We start from the raw sequence: 18,080 nt of genomic DNA, 5'->3' as shown, positions 1-18,080 counted from the left end.
CGTAAGAAAACGTCACTTTACCCGAACGTTCGGCGTTTCCATACTGGTGTCATGTCCGCCCCGCTTCCGATCCCCGAATCCCTAGCCGACGACGCCGTCGCACTCGTGCGCCGCTGGCTGCGCGACGCCGAGTCCGAACCGGTCGACCGCTCCGCCGCCCAGCTCGCCGGGCTGCTCAAGGACCCCCAGGGTCTCGACTTCACGGTCGGCTTCATCGACGGCGTCATCCGTCCCGAGGATCCGCGGATCGCGGCTCGGCGCTTCGCCGAGCTCGCCCGCGACGTACCCGACTTCCTGCCCTGGTACCTCAAGGTCGCCGTCAAGCTCGGCGCTATCGGTGGACGCGTCGCCCCGCGCCTCGTCATCCCGATCGTCCGGCGCGTGCTGCGGCAGATGCTCGGCCACCTCATCATCGACGCCCGCGACGACCAGCTCGGGGCTGCGATCGCCAAGATCCGCAAGCCCGGGACGCGACTGAACATGAACCTGCTCGGCGAGGCCGTGCTCGGTGAGCAGGAGGCCGCCAAGCGACTCGAGGGCACGCACCGCCTGCTGGCCCGCGAGGATGTCGACTACGTCTCCATCAAGGTCTCCTCGACGGTCGCTCCGCACAACCGCTGGGCCTTCGACGAGGCCGTCGAGCACATCGTCGAGAGCCTGGTGCCGCTGTACCGGCGCGCCGCCCAGTCGCCGCACCCCAAGTTCATCAACCTGGACATGGAGGAGTACCACGATCTCGACCTGACGATCGCGGTCTTCACCCGCATCCTGGACCTTCCCGAGTTCGAGAACCTGGAGGCCGGCATCGTCCTCCAGGCGTATCTGCCCGACGCGCTCGGTGCCATGCAGCACCTGCAGGAGTGGTCGGCCAAGCGCGTCGCCCGCGGCGGCGCGCCGATCAAGGTGCGCGTCGTCAAGGGCGCCAACCTCCCGATGGAGCGCGTCGAGGCCACCGTGCACGGTTGGCCCCTCGCCACCTGGTCGAGCAAGGCCGAGTCCGACGCCAGCTACAAGAGCGTCATCGACTACGCCCTGCACCCGGACCGCATCGACAACGTACGCATCGGCGTGGCCGGACACAACCTGTTCGATCTGGCCTGGGCCTGGTTGCTCGCCGGCGAGCGCGACGTCCGCCGCGGCGTCGAGTTCGAGATGTTGCTCGGCATGGCTCCCGGGCAAGCCGCGGCGGTGCGCCGGGAGGTCGGCGAACTGCTGCTGTACACGCCGGTCGTGCACCCCGACGAGTTCGACGTCGCGATCGCCTACCTGATCCGCCGCCTCGAGGAGGGGGCGAGCCAGGACAACTTCATGTCGGCGGTGTTCGAGCTCTCGGCCAACGAGGACCTGTTCCGCCGTGAGGAGGAGCGGTTCCGCACCTCGCTGGGCCTCATGTTCACCGACGCTCCGCAGCCCAACCGCGGTCAGGACCGTCGTGCCGAGCCCGAGCCGTACCCCTCCGAGTTCGCCAACGCGGCCGACACCGACCCGGCACTGCCGGGCAACCGCGAGTGGGCCCGGGCCATCCTCGCCCGCGTCCCCGACTCGACGCTGGGCGACGATCTCGTCGAGCGGCACACCGTCGCGCACCCGCGCGATCTGGAGGACCAGATCGCCGGCGCGGTCGCCGCCGCCCCGTCCTGGGGCGCGTTGACGGGAGCCGACCGCGCCGAGATCCTCGTCCGCGCGGCGCACAGCCTGGAGAAGCACCGCGGTGAATTGCTCGAGGTCATGGCCTCCGAGTGCGGCAAGACGCTGGACCAGGCCGACCCCGAGGTCACCGAGGCGATCGACTTCGCCCTGCACTACGCCGAACTCGCCCGTGAGCTCGACGAGGTCGACGGCGCTCGCTTCCAGCCGGTCAAACTGACGCTCGCGGTGCCGCCGTGGAACTTCCCGGTCGCCATCCCGGCGGGCTCCACGCTCGCCGCGCTCGCCGCCGGGTCCTCGGTGATCATCAAGCCCGCCCCGCAGGCTCGCCGCTGCGGCGCGATCATGGTCAAGGCGCTGTGGGAGGCCGGGGTTCCCGAGGACGTGCTGCGCCTCGTGAACGTCGGCGAGGACCAGCTCGGCCGTCAGCTCATCGCCGACGAGCGCGTCGACCGGCTCATCTTGACCGGCGCGTTCGAGACCGCCGAGCTGTTCCGCAGCTTCCGCCCCGACCTGCCGCTGTTCGCCGAGACAAGTGGCAAGAACGCCATCATCGTCACCCCGAGCGCGGACCTCGACCTCGCCGTCAAGGACGTCGTTTACTCGGCCTTCGGCCACGCCGGGCAGAAGTGCTCCGCCGCATCACTGGTGATCCTCGTCGGTTCCGTGGCGACCTCGCCGCGCTTCCGCCGCCAGCTCCTCGACGCGGTCCGCTCGCTCAAGGTCGCCTGGCCGTCGGACCCGACGGCGCAGATGGGTCCGATCATCGAGCCCGCTCAGGGCAAGCTCCTGCGCGGCCTCACCAAGCTCGGCCCGGACGAGACGTGGCTGGTGCGTCCAGAACAGCTGGACGAGACCGGCCGGCTCTGGAGCCCCGGTGTGCGCGACGGCGTTCAGCCCGGTTCGGAGTACCACCTGACGGAGTACTTCGGCCCGATCCTGGGCATCATGACCGCCGAGACCCTCGAGGAGGCCATCGAGCTGCAGAACGCGGTCGACTACGGCCTGACGGCCGGCCTGCACTCGCTCGACCCTGCCGACATCGACCTGTGGCTGCACAAGGTCCAGGCCGGCAACGCGTACGTCAACCGCGGCATCACCGGCGCCATCGTGCGTCGTCAGCCGTTCGGCGGATGGAAGAAGTCGGCCGTGGGTGCCGGCGCGAAGGCCGGCGGCCCGAACTACCTGGTCGCCCTGGGTGACTGGGAGCGCGCCGAGGCGGCTGTCGAGGACCGCCCGGCCGCCGCCGTGACCCGGTTCGTCGACGAGGCCGCACGCATCCTCGCGCTCGACGAGGACGCCCGCGGGCGGCTCACGCGCGCCACCCAGAGCGACGCGGCGAACCTGCGGACCGAGTTCGGCGTGCGCAAGGACGTCAGCGGCCTGTGGGCGGAGCGCAACGTGTTCCGTTACGTTCCCTGCCCCGCGGTCATCCGGCTCGAGGAAGACGGCGACGTGGCCGACCTGGTGCGCGTGGCTGCCGCCGCCGTGGCCGTGGGCGCGCCCGTCACGGTTTCGCTGCCGACCAGCCGCTACAGCGCCCTCTTCGAGGGTGCGGGGCTCTCGCTCGAGGTGCTGACCGAGGACGCGTGGCGACGCGCCCTCGCCGCAGGTCCGGCCCAGCGCGTCCGCCTCGTCGGCGGCTCGGCCTCCGACGTGCTGCGCGCCGTGGACGGCCGGCCGGACATCGCGGTCTACGACCACCCGGTGACCGAGGCGGGCCGGCTCGAGCTGCTCCCGTTCGTGCTCGAGCAGGCGATCAGCATCACCGCCCACCGGTTCGGCACGCCGAACCACCTCACCGACGCGATCGTGTGACCCGCGGCCGGCGGCGGCAGCCGGTCAACCTCTCGCGACCTGTCGCCGCCACGCCGCCTCCGAGTGCGCCGCCGACCTGCTCACCGCGGGCCGGCGGCGCACTGCTGTTTCAGGGATACGCTGCGCCCCGTTGCAGCCACCACCGGAAACGATGAGACGGTCCGACAACGATAGGGTGCGAGACATGACCGAATACCGCATCGAGCACGACACCATGGGCGAGGTCCGGGTCCCGGCCGACGCCTTGTGGCGCGCGCAGACGCAGCGCGCCGTCGAGAACTTCCCGATCTCGGGAACGCCGATCGAGTCCGCCCAGATCCGTGCCCTCGCGCAGATCAAGGCGGCCTGTGCCCGCGCCAATGCCGAGCTCGGCATCCTCGAGCAGGACGAGGCCGATGCCATCGTGGCCGCCGCCGCCGAGGTCGCGGCCGGCCAGCACGACGACCAGTTCCCGATCGACGTCTTCCAGACCGGCTCGGGCACGTCGAGCAACATGAACACGAACGAGGTCATCGCCACGATCGCCTCGAAGTCGCTGGGCCGTGAGGTGCACCCGAACGACAAGGTCAACGCCTCGCAGTCGAGCAACGACGTCTTTCCGACGTCGATCCACGTCGCCGCGACGGAGTCGGCCCTGCGCCGGCTCGTCCCAGCTCTCGATCACCTGGCAGGCAGCCTGGAGCGCAAGGCCGAGGAGTTCGCGACCGTCGTGAAGTCCGGCCGGACCCACCTCATGGACGCCACCCCCGTCACCCTCGGTCAGGAGTTCGCCGGCTACGCGGCCCAGATCCGCAAGGGCATCCGCCGCGTCGAAGCCGCTCTCCCGGCCACCGCCGAGGTGCCGCTCGGCGGTACGGCCGTCGGCACCGGCATCAACACGCCGCAGGGCTTCCCGCAGCGGGTCATCGCGATCCTCGCCGAGGACACCGGCCTGCCGATCACCGAGGCCACCGACCACTTCGAGGCGCAGGGGGCCCGCGACGGCCTCGTCGAGATGAGCGGTGCGTTGAAGACCATCGCGGTGAGTCTCACCAAGGTCTGCAACGACCTGCGCTGGATGGGTTCGGGCCCGCGCACCGGCCTGGCCGAGATCAACCTGCCGGACCTTCAGCCGGGCTCGAGCATCATGCCCGGCAAGGTCAACCCGGTGCTCCCCGAGGCGACCCTCATGGTGGCCGCGCAGGTCATCGGCAACGACGCGACGATCGCCTTCGCGGGCGCATCCGGCTCGTTCGAGCTGAACGTGATGCTCCCGGTCATCGGCCGCAACCTGCTGGAGTCGATGCGCCTGCTCGCCAACTCCTCGGTCAAGTTGGCGGACCGCTGCATCGACGGCATCACCGCCAACGTCGACCGCTGCAAGGAGTACGCCGAGTCGAGCCCTTCGGTCGTCACGCCGCTCAACCGCTACATCGGATACGAGAACGCGGCCGCGATCGCCAAGAAGTCGGTCAAGGAGCGCAAGACGATCCGTCAGGTCGTGCTCGAGGAGGGATACGTCGAGCGCGGCGAGATCAGCGAGGCCGACCTCGACACCGCTCTGGACGTCATGAGCATGACGCACCCGTGAGCTGATCCGCACGCAACGTGAGGAGGGGCGCCGTCCAGCCGGGCGGCGCCCCTCCTCGCGTCTATCGCAGGATCAGCACCGATCGGCTGCTGCCGTCGCTCCGACGGGGCGGACCCGGGACGGCGTCAGCAGGGAGACCACCACCAACGTCACAATCGCCGCCGGCAGGGAGATGATCACCGAGTTCACGTCGGCCGACCGTCCGGTGGCCTCCCAGAACACGGTCACCGCGCCACCGACGAGGATGGTCGCGATGGCGCCGGCCGCGGTCGCGCGCTTCCAGAACAGCGCGGCCAGGATCACCGGCGTCAACGCGGCGCCGTACATCGTGTAGGCGTACATCTGCAGTTCCAGCACCGACGGGAAGAACTGCACCATGATGTACGCGAATACAGCGATGGCGAGCACCGACGTCCGTCCCACCATGACGCCTGCCCGCTCATTGGCGCGTTCGGGCCGGTTGACGAAGATGAGGTCGTAGACGAAGTTGCCCGAGCAGGTGAGCAAGTACGACGAGCCGGTCGTGATGATCAGCGCGAGGGCCGCCACCAGGACGACGCCACCGATCAGTTCCGGCGTCGTCTCCGCCCCAGCGAGCCCGAGGATCGCCATGTCCGCTTCGATGTCGGGCAGCAGGAAGCTCGACGACGACGCGAGCAAGATGATGGGCCCGATGATGAAGATCGCACCCACGAAGAACATGATCGTCGCCTTGGTCGCGGTGCCGCTGTCCTTCGCCGCCGCCAGCCGTTGGTGCATGTTCTGGTCACCGAGGATGAGCAGGAACAACGGCAGGAAGTAGCCCAGCATCTGCACAGGGCTCAGGCTCCCGGTGAACGTGCGCAGCGTCGGATCGAGGCGGTCGACGTAGGTGCCGATGCCGCCGACATCCTGCGTGAAGACGTAGACCAGGCACACCAGAAGACCGAGAACGATCAGCGCCGCGGAGTAGAAGTCCGTCCACGCGACGGACTTCAAGCCGCCGGCCAGCGTCAGGAGCGTGATCAGCACCGCGGCGATCACCGTCCCCTGGGCGGCGGAGACGGGCAAGATAAGCGAGAGGATGTTCCCCGCGCCGGTGAACTGGTACGCGGTGATACCGACGAACGCCAGCAGGACCATGGCCGTCCCCACCACGCGGGTCGCTCGACCGAAGCGGGCCTGAAACAGCTCGGGGACGGTGCGGAATCCGTTCGCTCGCACCTTGGGCGCGAGGGCCAGGAGGCACAGGATGCCGACGAACGTGCCGAGGAAGAAGAAGATGCCGGGGATCGGCCCGTACGAGTAGACGAAGTTGGCACCGCCGATGATCGATCCGCTGCCGACGAACGTCGCGAGCATCGTGCCGGCGAGGATGGGGGCGGGCAGGGACTTTCCGGCAAGGACGAAGTCCTCTCCGTCTTTCATGACCGCCGCGCGGGAGAACCACAGCGCGATAGCGATCATCAGGGCGCCGTAGAGCACCATGAGCGTGAGGTAGGTCGCAGACATGACCCCCACCCTAAACGCAATGAACGTTGCAGTGGGTCACAATTGTGTTACGCCTTACTCGTCGTCGACGATGCCGAGCCGCTCCCACAGGTCATCCAGCTCACGTAGGCGGGACCGGGTCGCGGCTCGGTCCGCATCGGCGAGCAGGCGCAGAATCGACTGACTGACGCTCACCGCGCAGGTGATTGAGGGAACGAAGCTACGGCCCTCACTCGGCACGGCGATGAACACATCGGCCAGTTCCGCGACGGCCGAGCGGCGATCCGCGATGGCAACCACGGTGGCGCCGCGCTGCTTGGCCACTTCCGCCAACTCCCGCACCAAGGACGTCGTCTTCCAGATGCTGTAGGTGAAGAAGCAGTCGCCCTCCCCCAGCAGCCGCGCGCTGTTGAGCATTGCGGTGGACGCGCCCGATTGGAGCATCACGTCGTATCCCAGCATCTGGCCGACGTGAGCCAGCTGTTGTGCCGGCGCGGCATACGTACCCGTCGTGAAAACGACGGTTCGCCGGGAGGTGCGGATGACATCACTGGCCGCTCGCACGGCCGCGGTGTCCAGGCTCGTCACCATCGTCTCCAGCAACCGCAGATCCTGACCGATGGTCTGCCCGACAGGGTCCGCGTCGTCAGCGGAGTACAGGTCATAGACCCGCTCGACGGTGAGCGACGACAGGTACCGGTTGCGGACTTCGGTCGACAGGTCGGGCCAACCGGTGAAGCCCAGGAGCTGCGCCGCGCGCACCACGGTCGCAGCGTTCACTCCGGCTCGTCTGGCGAGTTCCTGGGCGGACGCGTACGCGCTGTCCTCCGGGTCGGCGATGATCGCGGCGATCACCGCTTGGGTGCCGCGGCTGACCCTGCGTTCGCCGACCAGATCGGCCAACCATTGCCTGATGTCGCCCATCGCGAGCCCTCCCACCTTCTTGCAATAAACGTTGCACCAGCGCTACGGTGACCGCAACCCATCCCACATCGCCAGGAGGCCCTGTGTACCTGTCCCGCGAGTTCCGTGCTGTCACCCAGGCGAGGATCCTCGACCCCGAGGACGGGACACTGAGCGATCCTCGCGACATCATCCTCCATGAGGGGCGCATCGCGGCCATCGCCGCGCCCGGCGAGGTGGACGCCCGCGATGACGAGGTACTCGACGCCGGCGGCCGGGTCGTGATGCCCGGCCTCATCGACGCCCACGTGCACGTCACCGCATCGACGGCCGATCTCGCTCGCCTCGGCGAGACGTCTCCCTTCCTCGTCGCGGCTCAGGCTCAGCAGTTGATGGGCCAGATGCTGCTGCGCGGCTTCACCTCGGTCCGCGACGCGGCCGGGGCGGACTACGGTCTCGCCGAAGCCGTCGAGCGTGACCTGTTCGTGGCGCCGCGGCTCTTCTTCGGCGGTAAGGCGCTCTCGCAGACCGGCGGTCACGGCGACGTCCGCGGGCCCGGCTCCCAGGTGATCGACGACCATGCGTGCTGCCCGCACATCGGCATCGTGTGCGACGGCGTGAGCGAAGTGCGCCGCGCGGCCCGGGCGCAGTTGCGCACTGGCGCGCACCACGTGAAGGTCATGCTGTCCGGCGGGGTGGCGTCCCCGACCGACCGCGTGGACTCCACGCAGTTCTCCGACGAGGAGATCCTCGCCATCGTCGAGGAGGCGACCGGCGCCAACCGGTACGTGCTCGGCCACGCGTACACGGCCCGCGCGGTCAACCGCGGACTGCGGCTGGGCGTGCGCTCGATCGAGCACGGCAACCTCATCGACGAGACGAGCATCCCGCTGTTCCGCGAGTACGACGCCTTCCTCGTGCCCACGCTGGTGACCTACGACCGGCTCAAGGCCGAGGGCTCCGAGCACGGTCTCCCGCCAGCCAGCCAGCGCAAGGTCGACGACGTGCTGTCCTACGGCCTGGGCGCCCTGAAACTCGCTACCGACGGCGGCGTGAACGTCGTCTTCGGCACGGACCTGCTCGGCGGGATGCAGCAGCACCAGTCGCGCGAGTTCCTCATCCGCGCCGAGGTCGCTTCCCCGCAGCAGATCGTCCGCTCCGCCACGACCACGGCTGCCCGGCTCCTGCAGGCTGAGGGCGAGCTCGGTGTCGTGGCCCCCGGGGCGCACGCTGATCTCCTGGTCGTCGAGGGCAACCCGCTCGAGGACATCACGCTTCTCGCGGACCCCGCCACCACCCTCGCCGCCGTGCTCAAGGGTGGCCGCCAGGCGGTCGCCCCTGCCGCTTAGCCCGCACCGCCGCGCCGCGCCACGACATAGCCGCCCTCGTCGAAGATGACGGTGTAGGTCGTGCCGTGGGTGCGTCGGCCGTACTCGACGACGTCGTCCTCGGAGTACATCGCGTCGAACACGATGTAGTCCGGGACAGCGTCGCCGACCGTACCCCGCCAGTACACATGGTGGTCGGTGACCAGGTGCGTGAGCAGGCCCAGGTCGGATTCCACGTAGGCACCGTCCGGTACGTGCTCCATCGCCCCCTCGGCCGCCCCCGCGCGAGGCGATTCCTGCCAAGTCTCGGCCTTCGCGAGCGTGGTCAGCGGGGAATCCACGAAGGTCACCGCGGTGACCACCACCGCGGCCACGGTGGCCGGCCAGATGAGTCGGCGGCGGCGAGCCAACACGTCGATCATCGCGACGAAGGCGATGGGCATGAGCACGAGCGAGTAGTGCCACTCGGTGCCCCAGTAGTACGGGTTGTCCCCGACGAAGCGCCAGGCGAAGGTCGGCACCGTCACGACTGCCCACGGTGAGAGCAGCGCCGCGACCCCGGTGATGGCGAAGGTGAGGGCGAGCGTCAGCAGCTTGCGCTGCGGCTCGGCGGCGAGCGTCGCGAGCACGCCGGACTCGCCGCCCAGAGCGCCGGTGTAGTCGTAGGTGTCGCCGGAGTTGAAGTGGGGGATGACGAGTCCCACGACGACGCCGACGGCCACCACGCCGGCGATCGCAAGCGCGAGGCCGCGGCGCCGCTCCCCTGCCAGCCACAGGGCGACACCGATCGCCGCGACGGTGAACCCCATGTCCTCCTTGACCAGCAGCAGCGGCAGGGACCACAGGAGCACCCGGGAGTAGCGCGCCTCCACAAACGCGGCTCCCGCCAGCGCGAGGAAGGGCAAAGCGAAGGCCACCTCGTGGAAATCGGCCACGACGGCCGATTGCACGCCGAAGGACCCGGCGTAGAGCAGGCCCACGATCGACCCCACCACGCCTCCGAGATAACGCGTGCCGAGCGCCGTGATGAGGCCCGCGGAGATCGCGATGAGTACGGCCTGGGCGACCAGCAGCGTCTGCGCGTAGGGAAATACGCGGTACACCGGGCCGAGCACCGCATAGATGGGCGAGAAGTGGTCGCCCAGGATGTGGTACCCCGGGCCCTTGACCGGGACGATCGGTGCCTCGAAGCGCGAGTAGGCGGCGACCGCCTGCTCGAAGATCGCGTTGTCCCAGGAGGTGACGGTGAACCGGCGGAAACGCAGGATCGACAACGCCGCGTACACGACGGCGGTGAGGATCCCGACGACCCAGGGCATCCGGCGTTCCATAGCGCCCCAACCGTAGCGGCCGAGAACGACAAGACCGGTGGGTGGTCGCACGAGTCCGCCTGGACCCGGAATCGGCCCCAAAGGCTGTGCGATGCCCCCAGTCGTTCGCCATCGAGCGCCGTACCGACAGGAGACGACCACTAGGTAGCCACGCTATCTAGATCACGGTACGATGCAGTGGTGGACAGTGCGAGAGCGTGGCCGGCGGAATGGTTGCGGGCCGTTCTCTCGATCGCTGTGCTACGTGCCATCGACGCAGGCGCCAGCTACGGCTACGCGATCGCCGTCCGCCTCGAGGAGGCTGGACTCGGGGCGGTCAAGGGCGGCACGCTGTACCCGCTCCTGGGTCGCCTGGAGGACGGCGGTCTCGTCGAGGCCGAGTGGCGCGCGGGCGAGGGCGGCCCGGGCCGCAAGCACTACGAGCTGACCGCAGAGGGCCGTCGGTCCCTGCACGATCAGGCCGAGCGGTGGGAGCGGTTCGCCTCGCTGATGCGGTCGCATCTGCTCGAGACGACGACGGAGGAACGCGATGACTGACGGACTTGAAGCCCGACTGGCACCTGACATGGAGCCCGCCTGGGTGGAGCAGTTCATCCTCGAGGCACGGCTTCGCGATGTGCCGGGCGACCGGATCGGCGACGCCCTGACCGAGGCCAACGCCCACTGCCGCGACGCCCGCGAGACGGCCAGACAAGCGTTCGGAGACCCCATCGCGTACGCGCGCGCGTTCGCGGCTGATCGCCCAGCGGAGAAAACGTCCTGGGTGCGTCTTCTGGGACCGAGCGCGGTGCAGCTCGTCGGCGTCGTGCTCACTTTGAATGGTGTGGGTGCGTGGGCAGCCGGCGACGCCGTGACCGTAACGTGGGGCATGGCCGGGATGCTCGTGCTGCTCTGCCTCAACCTTGTGGCACTGGCGCTGGTGCTCGATCGTGCCATCGGTGTGGTCGTGCGGCGGCCCGTCCTCTCGGCGGTCGTGGCCGGCGGTGCCGCCGCGATGGCTGCAGGTGCGGTCGCCGCGGTGCTCCTCATCGAGATTCCGCTCGTCGTGCTTCCGTTCGGTGCTGTGCTCGGCGTTGGTTTGCTGGTGCTTGCTGCCGGCATCGCCGCGGAGCAGGCCAGCACGCGGTCGGCCGTCTCGTACGACCCCATCACGGCGCCCGAAATGCCCGAGGGACGAGCGATGCCACGCCGCCGTATTCCCTGGACGTCGCTCTCCTCGGTCGCCTGGCTCGCTATCGGCGCGGTCGTGATCGCCGTGCTCAATTGGCGTTGAACCGGACGCGGGCCCACCAGCACGCCGCGGCTCGACGCGCCACGGACGTCGCTAGGGTGGCAGCGTGACCCGCTCGCGCAGCCTGCTCGTCGCGCTCGCGGCCGTGGTTGCCGTCCTGATCCGCATCCCGCGCCTTCGCTATCCGCTCTCCCCCGACGAAGCCGGCTTCCTCACTGTCGGTGGTGGCTGGAACTCCGCGGGCCCCTACCTGTACGGCGAGCACTGGGTGGACCGGCCCCCACTCCTCATCACCATCTTCCGGATCGCGGAGTTGGCGGGCGGGATGGTGCCGCTGCGCATCATCGGTCTCCTGGTGACCGCCCTGTCGGTATGGCTCGCGAGCCGCGCCGCCCGCTCCCTCGCCGGGCCCGCCGCGGCTGTGCCGACCGCATGGATCGCGGCGCTGTTGCTCAGCACCCCGATCGTCTCGTTCGGTCGGGTGGACGGCGAACTGCTCGCGACGCCTTTCGTCCTCGCCGGCATCTGGGCCTCGATCAGCGCGTTGTCGCCCGGCCTGAGCGCACGGGCATCAGCCCTCCGGGCCGCGCTCTCCGGTGCGGCGGCGGTGAGCGCGATCCTCGTCAAGCAGAACTTCGTCGACGTGGTGCTCTTCGTGGGAGTGGCCGGACTAGCCGCGCTGGTGCTAGGCAGGCTGAGCTGGGCACGTGCCGGAGCGCTGATCGGCAGCTTTCTGGTCGGGGCGCTGGGCCTCGGCGTCGTCATGCTGCTCTGGTCCTGGAATCGCGGCACCTCGCCGCTGGAACTCTACGAGGCCCTGTACCCGTTCCGGATCGAAGCCGCACAAGCCATCAACGACGACAGCCCGACTGTGAGCGAGCGGCGGGTGACCTTGCGCTGGGCGGCTCTGCTCGGTGGGGCGATCCCGCTGACCGCGGTGGCGCTGCCGCTGCTGTGGCGACGCCCGCGACCGACGACCTGGGCGTTGTTCGCCGTCATCGCCTACGGGGGCGTCTCCGTGGTGGCCGGGGGCAGCGCCTGGCTCCACTACCTCATCCAGTGGTGCGGCCCGGTCGCGGTGGCTGCCGGTGTCGCCTTCGCCCAGTACGGCAAGGTCGGCCGGCACATCGAACGGCTGGTGCTGGCCGCCGTCCTCGCCGTCGCGATCGGCAGTTACTCCGTCGACCGCGACGAGGCGCATCCGAACACGCGGGCCCGCACCGGCGAAGCGATCGCGGCGGTGGCCGGGCCCGGCGACCGGATCACGGTGTTTCCCTTCGGGGTCAACATCTCCTACGCCACCGGCCTCGAGACGCCGTACCCGTACTTGTGGCTGCTGCCCGCACTCGTCCGGGACACCGACCTCGACCTGTTCGCCGAGATGATCGAGTCCGAGCACGCGCCCACCTGGATCGTGCTCAGTGCCCGGCCCTCGAGCTGGCCCGGCTACGGTTTCACCGGTCCGACCGACCTGCTCGACGAGCGCTACGCCGAAGTCGCCGAGCTGTGCGGCCGGCCGACCTATCTGCTGCGCGACGCCGACCGCGACATCCCGGTCGATCCGTGCGGTACCCGTTGAGTGTGACGTTCGGCAGGAGATCACGGCCGTTTCACTGGCCGAACGTCACACTCAGCGAGTTCAGAGGGTGACGTCCTCCAGCATCTCGGTCACGAGCGCCGCGACCGGTGAGCGCTCGGACCGCGTGAGGGTGACGTGCGCGAACAGCGGGTGCCCCTTGAGCTTCTCCACCACCGCGACGACGCCGTCGTGCCGCCCGACCCGGAGGTTGTCGCGCTGAGCGACGTCGTGCGTGAGGACGACCTTGGAGTTGGCGCCGACGCGCGAGAGCACCGTCAGCAGGACGTTGCGCTCCAGCGACTGCGCCTCGTCCACGATGACGAAGGAGTCGTGCAAGGACCGTCCGCGGATGTGGGTCAACGGCAGCACCTCGAGCATGTCGCGATCGAGGATCTCCTCGACCACGGCCGGGGAGGTGACGGCGCTGAGCGTGTCGAACACCGCCTGCGCCCACGGCCCCATCTTCTCGGACTCGCTGCCCGGCAGGTACCCGAGTTCCTGGCCCCCGACCGCGTACAGCGGCCGGAACACCACGACCTTCTGGTGCTGGCCGCGCTCCAGCACGGCCTCCAGGCCTGCGCAGATCGCCATCGCCGACTTACCGGTGCCCGCCCGGCCGCCCAGCGAGACGATGCCGACACTCGGGTCGAGGAGGAGATCGAGCGCGACCCGCTGCTCGGCGGAACGGCCGTGGATACCGAAGGCGTCGCGGTCACCGCGCACCAGCTGGACCCGCTTGTCCGCCGTGACCCGGCCCAGGCCACTGCCGGTGGCCGACAACAGCACCAGCCCGGTGTGACACGGCAGTTCGCGCGCCTCATCCAGATCGACGACGCCGTGCTCATAGAGGGCGTCGAGGTCGGTGGTCTGCACCTCGAGCTCCCGCATGCCGGTCCATCCGGTCTCCAGCGCCCACTCCGCGCGGTACTCCTCGGCCTTGAGACCGACCGCGGACGCCTTGACCCGCATCGGCAGGTCCTTGGACACGAGCGTGACCGCGCGACCCTCGTTGGCGAGGTTGCGCGCCACCGCGAGGATGCGGGTGTCGTTGTCACCGAGCCGGAAGCCGGCCGGGAGAGACTCCGGATCGGTGTGGTTCAGCTCGACCCGCAGCGACCCGCCCTCGGTGCCGATCGGCAGGGGCTCGGCCAAGGTGCCGTGCGCGAGGCGCAGGTCGTCGAGGAAACGCAGCGCGTTGCGGGCGAAGTAGCCGAGCTCGGGATGGTGTCGCTTGGCTTCGAGTTCGCTGATCACGACGACCGGAATGACGACCTCGTGCTCGTGGAAGCGCTGCATGGCTGCCGGGTCCGCGAGCAGGACGCTCGTGTCCAGGACGTACGTGCGGCGCGGGGCATCGGCAGGGGCGTTGCTCTGTGTCACAGCCACGGCTGTCTCCTCGAGAGCCTCGTGCGCACCCTGCACCCGGCCCTCAGCTAGTGATCGAGTCTGACCAAGGGCACCGTTGTCTCAGGGGCGAGCGTCGGCACATTCCGAACGTACGACCGGCGAGCTCCCCGGGCGCGGCGACACGCGGTGACCCACATGACGACGAGGTCAATTTCCGGTGACGCGGCGACGACTCACGCGCCGAAGCGACGCTCGCGCGAAGCGTACGAGCGCATCGCCCGCAGGAAATCGACGCGCCGGAACGCGGGCCACAGCGCATCGGAGAAGTAGAACTCCGAGTGCACGCTCTGCCACAACAGGAAACCGCTCAGCCGCTGCTCGCCGGACGTGCGGATGACGAGGTCCGGGTCGGGCTGCCCTTTGGTGTAGAGGTGCTCGGCGATGTCGTCCACGTCGAGCGTGCGGGCCACCTCCTCGAGCGACTTGCCCTTGGCGGCTTGGTCGAGCAGCAGGGAGCGCATGGCGTCGGTCAACTCCTGGCGGCCGCCGTAACCGACGCAGATGTTGACGTTGAGTCCGGCGATGCCTTCGGTGCTCTCAGCAGCTCGCTTGAGCCGGGCGGCGGACTCCGGCGGCAGCATGTCGAGGTTGCCGATGAGCTGAAGCCGCCAGCGCCCGAGTGCCGCGAGCGATTCGACCATCTGCTCGATGACCGACAGCAGGGCGGCGAGCTCGTCGGGCGGGCGCCGCAGATTGTCGGTGCTCAGCACCCACAGGGTGACGATCTTGACGTCGAGCTCATCGCACCAGCCGAGGAACTCGGTGATCTTCTCTGCGCCCGCCTGGTATCCGAAATCGACGCCCGCGCCGGCGCCTCGCGCCCAGCGGCGGTTGCCGTCGACGATGGCGCCGACGTGGTGCGGCAGCCGGTCGGGGTCGAGCATCTTGGACAGCCGGCGTTCGTACACGCCGTACAGCAGGTCGCTCATCCCCATGCGGCTCAGCCTACGCGCTGCCGACTCCTCCATCAGCCACTATCCTCGACACGTGACACGCCGGCCCTCCGAACGACTCTTCGATGACGTCTCTGACCGTCTTCAGGCGAGGGCCGCTGACATGAAGCCCAGACTTCGCGGTTGGCTGCATCTGGCCACGGCGCCGCTCGCGTTCTTCTCGTTCATCGTCATGCTGGTGCTCGCCGACAAGCCCGAGGCGCGCGCGGGGGCAGCGGTTTTCATGGTGAGCTCACTCGCACTGTTCGTCGTCTCGGCGGTCTATCACACCGGAACGTGGCGCGGCAGCGTCATGCTCACGCTCAAACGCGTCGACCACTCGAACATCTTCATCATGATCGCGGGCTCGTACACGCCCTTCTCGTTGCTGCTGCTCAACGGACGGCACGCGGCGATCATGCTGACGCTCGTGTGGGGCGGCGCGCTGTTGGGCGTGGTCTTCAAGGTCTTCTGGCTGCACGCGCCGCGGTGGGTCTATGTCCCGCTGTACTTGATGCTGGGCTGGGCCGCGGTGCTCTACTGGCCGGAGTTCGCCGAGACCGGGCCTCCCAGCGTGCTCGCGCTGATGGTGGTCGGGGGCGTCCTCTACACCCTGGGCGCGCTCGTCTACGCCTTCAAATGGCCCGACCCGTTCCCCCGCTGGTTCGGCTTCCACGAGGTCTTCCACGCCTTCACGATCGCCGCGTTCGTCGTTCACTACATCGGCGTCAGCCTCCTCGTCTACGGCTGACGGAGGATTACCAGGTTACGTAGGTTTTCTTCACGCCTCCGCGTGAGTTCACCGGGAGAAGTGACAGGAAATCTACTGAACCTGGTCATCCGCGACCAACTCGGCCGGGTCGGTGATCGGCCGCTGGCAGGTGTGGTTGCGGCAGACGTAGACGGCCGTGCGTCCGTCGATACGGGTCTTGGCCTCGAACAGCGGAATGGCCGCCCCCTCGTCGCCGCGCACCACGATCGCGCCCGGCGTCGTCAGCCCGAGCGCGGCGCGGTGAAGCGTCGCATCGTCGCCCACGACCGCCACCTCGGCAGGTCCGGCCAGGACCGCTTCGGCCGCAGCGAGTGTCCATCCGGCGTACCGCGGCACCTGCTGCGCCAGCGGGGCCGCCGCGGCGATCGAGTCCTCGGCCGCTTCGCGGTAGCGCGGTTCCCCCGTCACCGCGGCCATCGCGAGCATGGCGTGCGCGACCGACGAAGTGCCCGAGGGCGTGACGTTGTCCGACGGGTCCTGCGGGCGGACGAGCAATTGCTCGGCATCGTCGGCGGTGTCGAACCAGCCGCCGTCGGGGTCGGCGAAATGCTCCAGCACGCGATCCAGCAGACCGCGGGCCCGGTCCAGCCACGCCGGATCACCGGTGACGCCGAGAACGGCGATGAACGCCTCCGCCATCGTGCCGTGATCTTCGAGGACCCCGGCGTTGCGCGACGCCTCCCCGTCACGCGACGTGCGGACCACGCCGTCGCGCACGTGAACGCGCCACAGTAGCTGTGCCGCTTCGACGCCGGCCTCGAGGAACGCCGGCTCCTCCAGGAGAACACCGGCCTCGACGAGTGCCGAGACGGCCAGGGCGTTCCACGCCGCGACGACCTTGTCGTCGCGCGCCGGCCGCGTGCGGGTTTCGCGGGCGTCGAGCAGCGCTGCGCGCACGCGCTCCCAGCGCTCCGGATCGTCCGGCTCCTCGAGCAGTTGCAGCGTGGACAAGCCGCGCTCGAAAGTCCCGGCCGCCGTGACCCCGAGTAACGAGGCCGCCCAGGCTCCGTCATCGGCACCCAGCGCGCGCATCAGCTGATTGGGGTTCCAGACGTAGAACGTCCCCTCGTGTCCGTCGCTGTCGGCGTCGAGCGCCGAGGCGAAACCGCCCTCGGCGGTGCGCAGCTCCCGCAACAGGAACCACGCCGTCTCCCGCGCGATGCGTTCGCCGAGCGGCGACCCGGTCTGCCGCCACCAGTGCAGGTAAACCCGCAGCAGCAACGCGTTGTCGTAGAGCATCTTCTCGAAGTGCGGCACGCGCCAGGACCGGTCGACGCTGTACCGGGCGAAGCCTCCGCCGAGCTGGTCGTACATCCCGCCGCGCGCCATCGCCTCGCACGTGCGGTCGACCATGGACAGCGAGGCCTCGTCGCCGGTGCGCGCCTGGTGACGCAGGAGGAACTCCAGCACCATCGACGGTGGGAACTTCGGGGCACTGCCGAATCCCCCGGCGTCGCTGTCGAACTCGCCGACGAGCGCCTCGACGGCGCCGGCGAGGTGGTCCGGCGACAGCGCTCCCCCGCCGCCGGCTCCGCGCTCGGCGAGGAAGGCGCGCACCTGCGCTCCGACCTGGACGATCTCCTCGCGGCGATCCTGCCACGCCTCGGCGAGGGCTTGGAGGACCTGGGTGAACGCCGGGTGCTGCCCGGCCGGTTCGGGCGGGAAGTACGTCCCGCCGAAGAACGGTTCGCCCTCAGGAGTCAGCACGCAGGTCATCGGCCAGCCGCCCTGCCCGGTCATCGCCTGGGTGGCTTGCATGTAGATCGCGTCGACGTCCGGGCGTTCCTCGCGATCGACCTTGATGTTGACGAAGTGCTCGTTCATGAACGCCGCCGTGGCGGGGTCCTCGAACGACTCGTGCGCCATCACGTGGCACCAGTGGCACGCCGCGTAGCCGACGCTCAGGAGGATCGGCCGGTCGGTGCGCCGGGCCTCCTCCATCGCCTCGGGTCCCCACTCCCACCAGTCGACCGGGTTGTCGGCGTGCTGCCGCAGATAGGGCGACTGGGCCTGGGCGAGGCGGTTCGTCATACCTCCACGCTGGCACACCCGGCCCGAGGACGCATGTAGCCGGTGCGGCGGTGGCGCTCCC

General features: G+C 69.4%; 13 protein-coding genes. 7 read left to right on the top strand and 6 right to left on the bottom strand.

Annotation, left to right across the window (positions count from 1 at the left end; translation table 11 throughout):
- Positions 1-51 precede the first annotated feature (51 nt).
- Positions 52-3,465 carry a bifunctional proline dehydrogenase/L-glutamate gamma-semialdehyde dehydrogenase gene (locus D9V41_RS09770; protein ID WP_121794379.1) on the top strand — a complete coding sequence of 1,138 codons (3,414 nt, stop codon included), beginning with the start codon at positions 52-54 and terminating at the stop codon, positions 3,463-3,465.
- 184 nt (positions 3,466-3,649) lie between these two features.
- Positions 3,650-5,035, top strand: coding sequence for a class II fumarate hydratase (locus tag D9V41_RS09765; RefSeq protein ID WP_121794378.1), 1,386 nt, complete (start codon positions 3,650-3,652; stop codon positions 5,033-5,035).
- 72 nt (positions 5,036-5,107) lie between these two features.
- Here D9V41_RS09765 and D9V41_RS09760 read toward each other — a convergent pair whose 3' ends face one another.
- Both D9V41_RS09760 and D9V41_RS09755 read right to left on the bottom strand, forming a co-directional pair.
- A complete protein-coding gene (locus D9V41_RS09760; protein WP_121794377.1) occupies positions 5,108-6,526 on the bottom strand; it encodes a sodium:solute symporter family protein in 1,419 nt (472 codons plus the stop codon).
- 54 nt (positions 6,527-6,580) lie between these two features.
- Positions 6,581-7,429 (bottom strand): MurR/RpiR family transcriptional regulator, encoded by an 849-nt coding sequence (locus D9V41_RS09755; protein ID WP_121794376.1) that lies wholly within the window; start codon positions 7,427-7,429, stop codon positions 6,581-6,583.
- A gap of 83 nt (positions 7,430-7,512) precedes the next feature.
- Between D9V41_RS09755 and D9V41_RS09750 the strand changes: the two genes are divergently transcribed.
- The gene (locus D9V41_RS09750; RefSeq protein ID WP_166375985.1) at positions 7,513-8,757 is read left to right on the top strand and encodes a metal-dependent hydrolase family protein; all 1,245 of its coding nucleotides are present in this window, start codon (positions 7,513-7,515) and stop codon (positions 8,755-8,757) included.
- Here D9V41_RS09750 and D9V41_RS09745 read toward each other — a convergent pair.
- Complete coding sequence (locus D9V41_RS09745) at positions 8,754-10,055, bottom strand: DUF2079 domain-containing protein (protein ID WP_166375984.1); 1,302 nt, start codon at positions 10,053-10,055, stop codon at positions 8,754-8,756. The genes D9V41_RS09750 and D9V41_RS09745 overlap by 4 nt on opposite strands.
- 192 nt (positions 10,056-10,247) lie before the next feature.
- Here D9V41_RS09745 and D9V41_RS09740 point away from each other — a divergent pair, with 192 nt between their 5' ends.
- From D9V41_RS09740 to D9V41_RS09730, 3 genes are all read left to right on the top strand, one after another.
- Positions 10,248-10,604 (top strand): PadR family transcriptional regulator, encoded by a 357-nt coding sequence (locus D9V41_RS09740; protein WP_208006812.1) that lies wholly within the window; start codon positions 10,248-10,250, stop codon positions 10,602-10,604.
- Positions 10,597-11,340, top strand: coding sequence for a hypothetical protein (locus D9V41_RS09735; RefSeq protein WP_133434164.1), 744 nt, complete (start codon positions 10,597-10,599; stop codon positions 11,338-11,340). Before D9V41_RS09740 ends, D9V41_RS09735 begins: the two co-directional genes overlap by 8 nt.
- 64 nt (positions 11,341-11,404) lie before the next feature.
- On the top strand, positions 11,405-12,877 hold the full coding sequence (locus tag D9V41_RS09730) for an ArnT family glycosyltransferase (RefSeq protein ID WP_121794372.1): 1,473 nt from the start codon (positions 11,405-11,407) through the stop codon (positions 12,875-12,877).
- A 60-nt stretch (positions 12,878-12,937) separates the two neighbouring features.
- Here the strand turns inward: D9V41_RS09730 and D9V41_RS09725 are convergent, their stop codons facing one another.
- Both D9V41_RS09725 and D9V41_RS09720 read right to left on the bottom strand, forming a co-directional pair.
- Positions 12,938-14,263 (bottom strand): RNA 5'-3' helicase PhoH2, encoded by a 1,326-nt coding sequence (locus D9V41_RS09725; protein ID WP_279432341.1) that lies wholly within the window; start codon positions 14,261-14,263, stop codon positions 12,938-12,940.
- Positions 14,264-14,457: 194 nt separating this feature from the next.
- Complete coding sequence (locus tag D9V41_RS09720; protein ID WP_243697221.1) at positions 14,458-15,252, bottom strand: isoprenyl transferase; 795 nt, start codon at positions 15,250-15,252, stop codon at positions 14,458-14,460.
- 88 nt (positions 15,253-15,340) lie between these two features.
- Between D9V41_RS09720 and trhA the strand changes: the two genes are divergently transcribed.
- Complete coding sequence (gene trhA / locus D9V41_RS09715) at positions 15,341-15,967, top strand: PAQR family membrane homeostasis protein TrhA (protein WP_121794369.1); 627 nt, start codon at positions 15,341-15,343, stop codon at positions 15,965-15,967.
- A 72-nt stretch (positions 15,968-16,039) separates the two neighbouring features.
- On the opposite strand, the gene D9V41_RS09710 is transcribed toward trhA, so the two are convergent.
- Positions 16,040-18,019 (bottom strand): thioredoxin domain-containing protein, encoded by a 1,980-nt coding sequence (locus D9V41_RS09710; RefSeq protein WP_121794368.1) that lies wholly within the window; start codon positions 18,017-18,019, stop codon positions 16,040-16,042.
- Positions 18,020-18,080: the final 61 nt, after the last annotated feature.

Origin of the sequence: Aeromicrobium phragmitis, from assembly GCF_003674095.1 — a bacterium.
GTDB classification, from domain to species: Bacteria; Actinomycetota; Actinomycetes; order Propionibacteriales; family Nocardioidaceae; genus Aeromicrobium; species Aeromicrobium phragmitis.
This window is presented reverse-complemented; position numbering and strand designations above follow the sequence as displayed.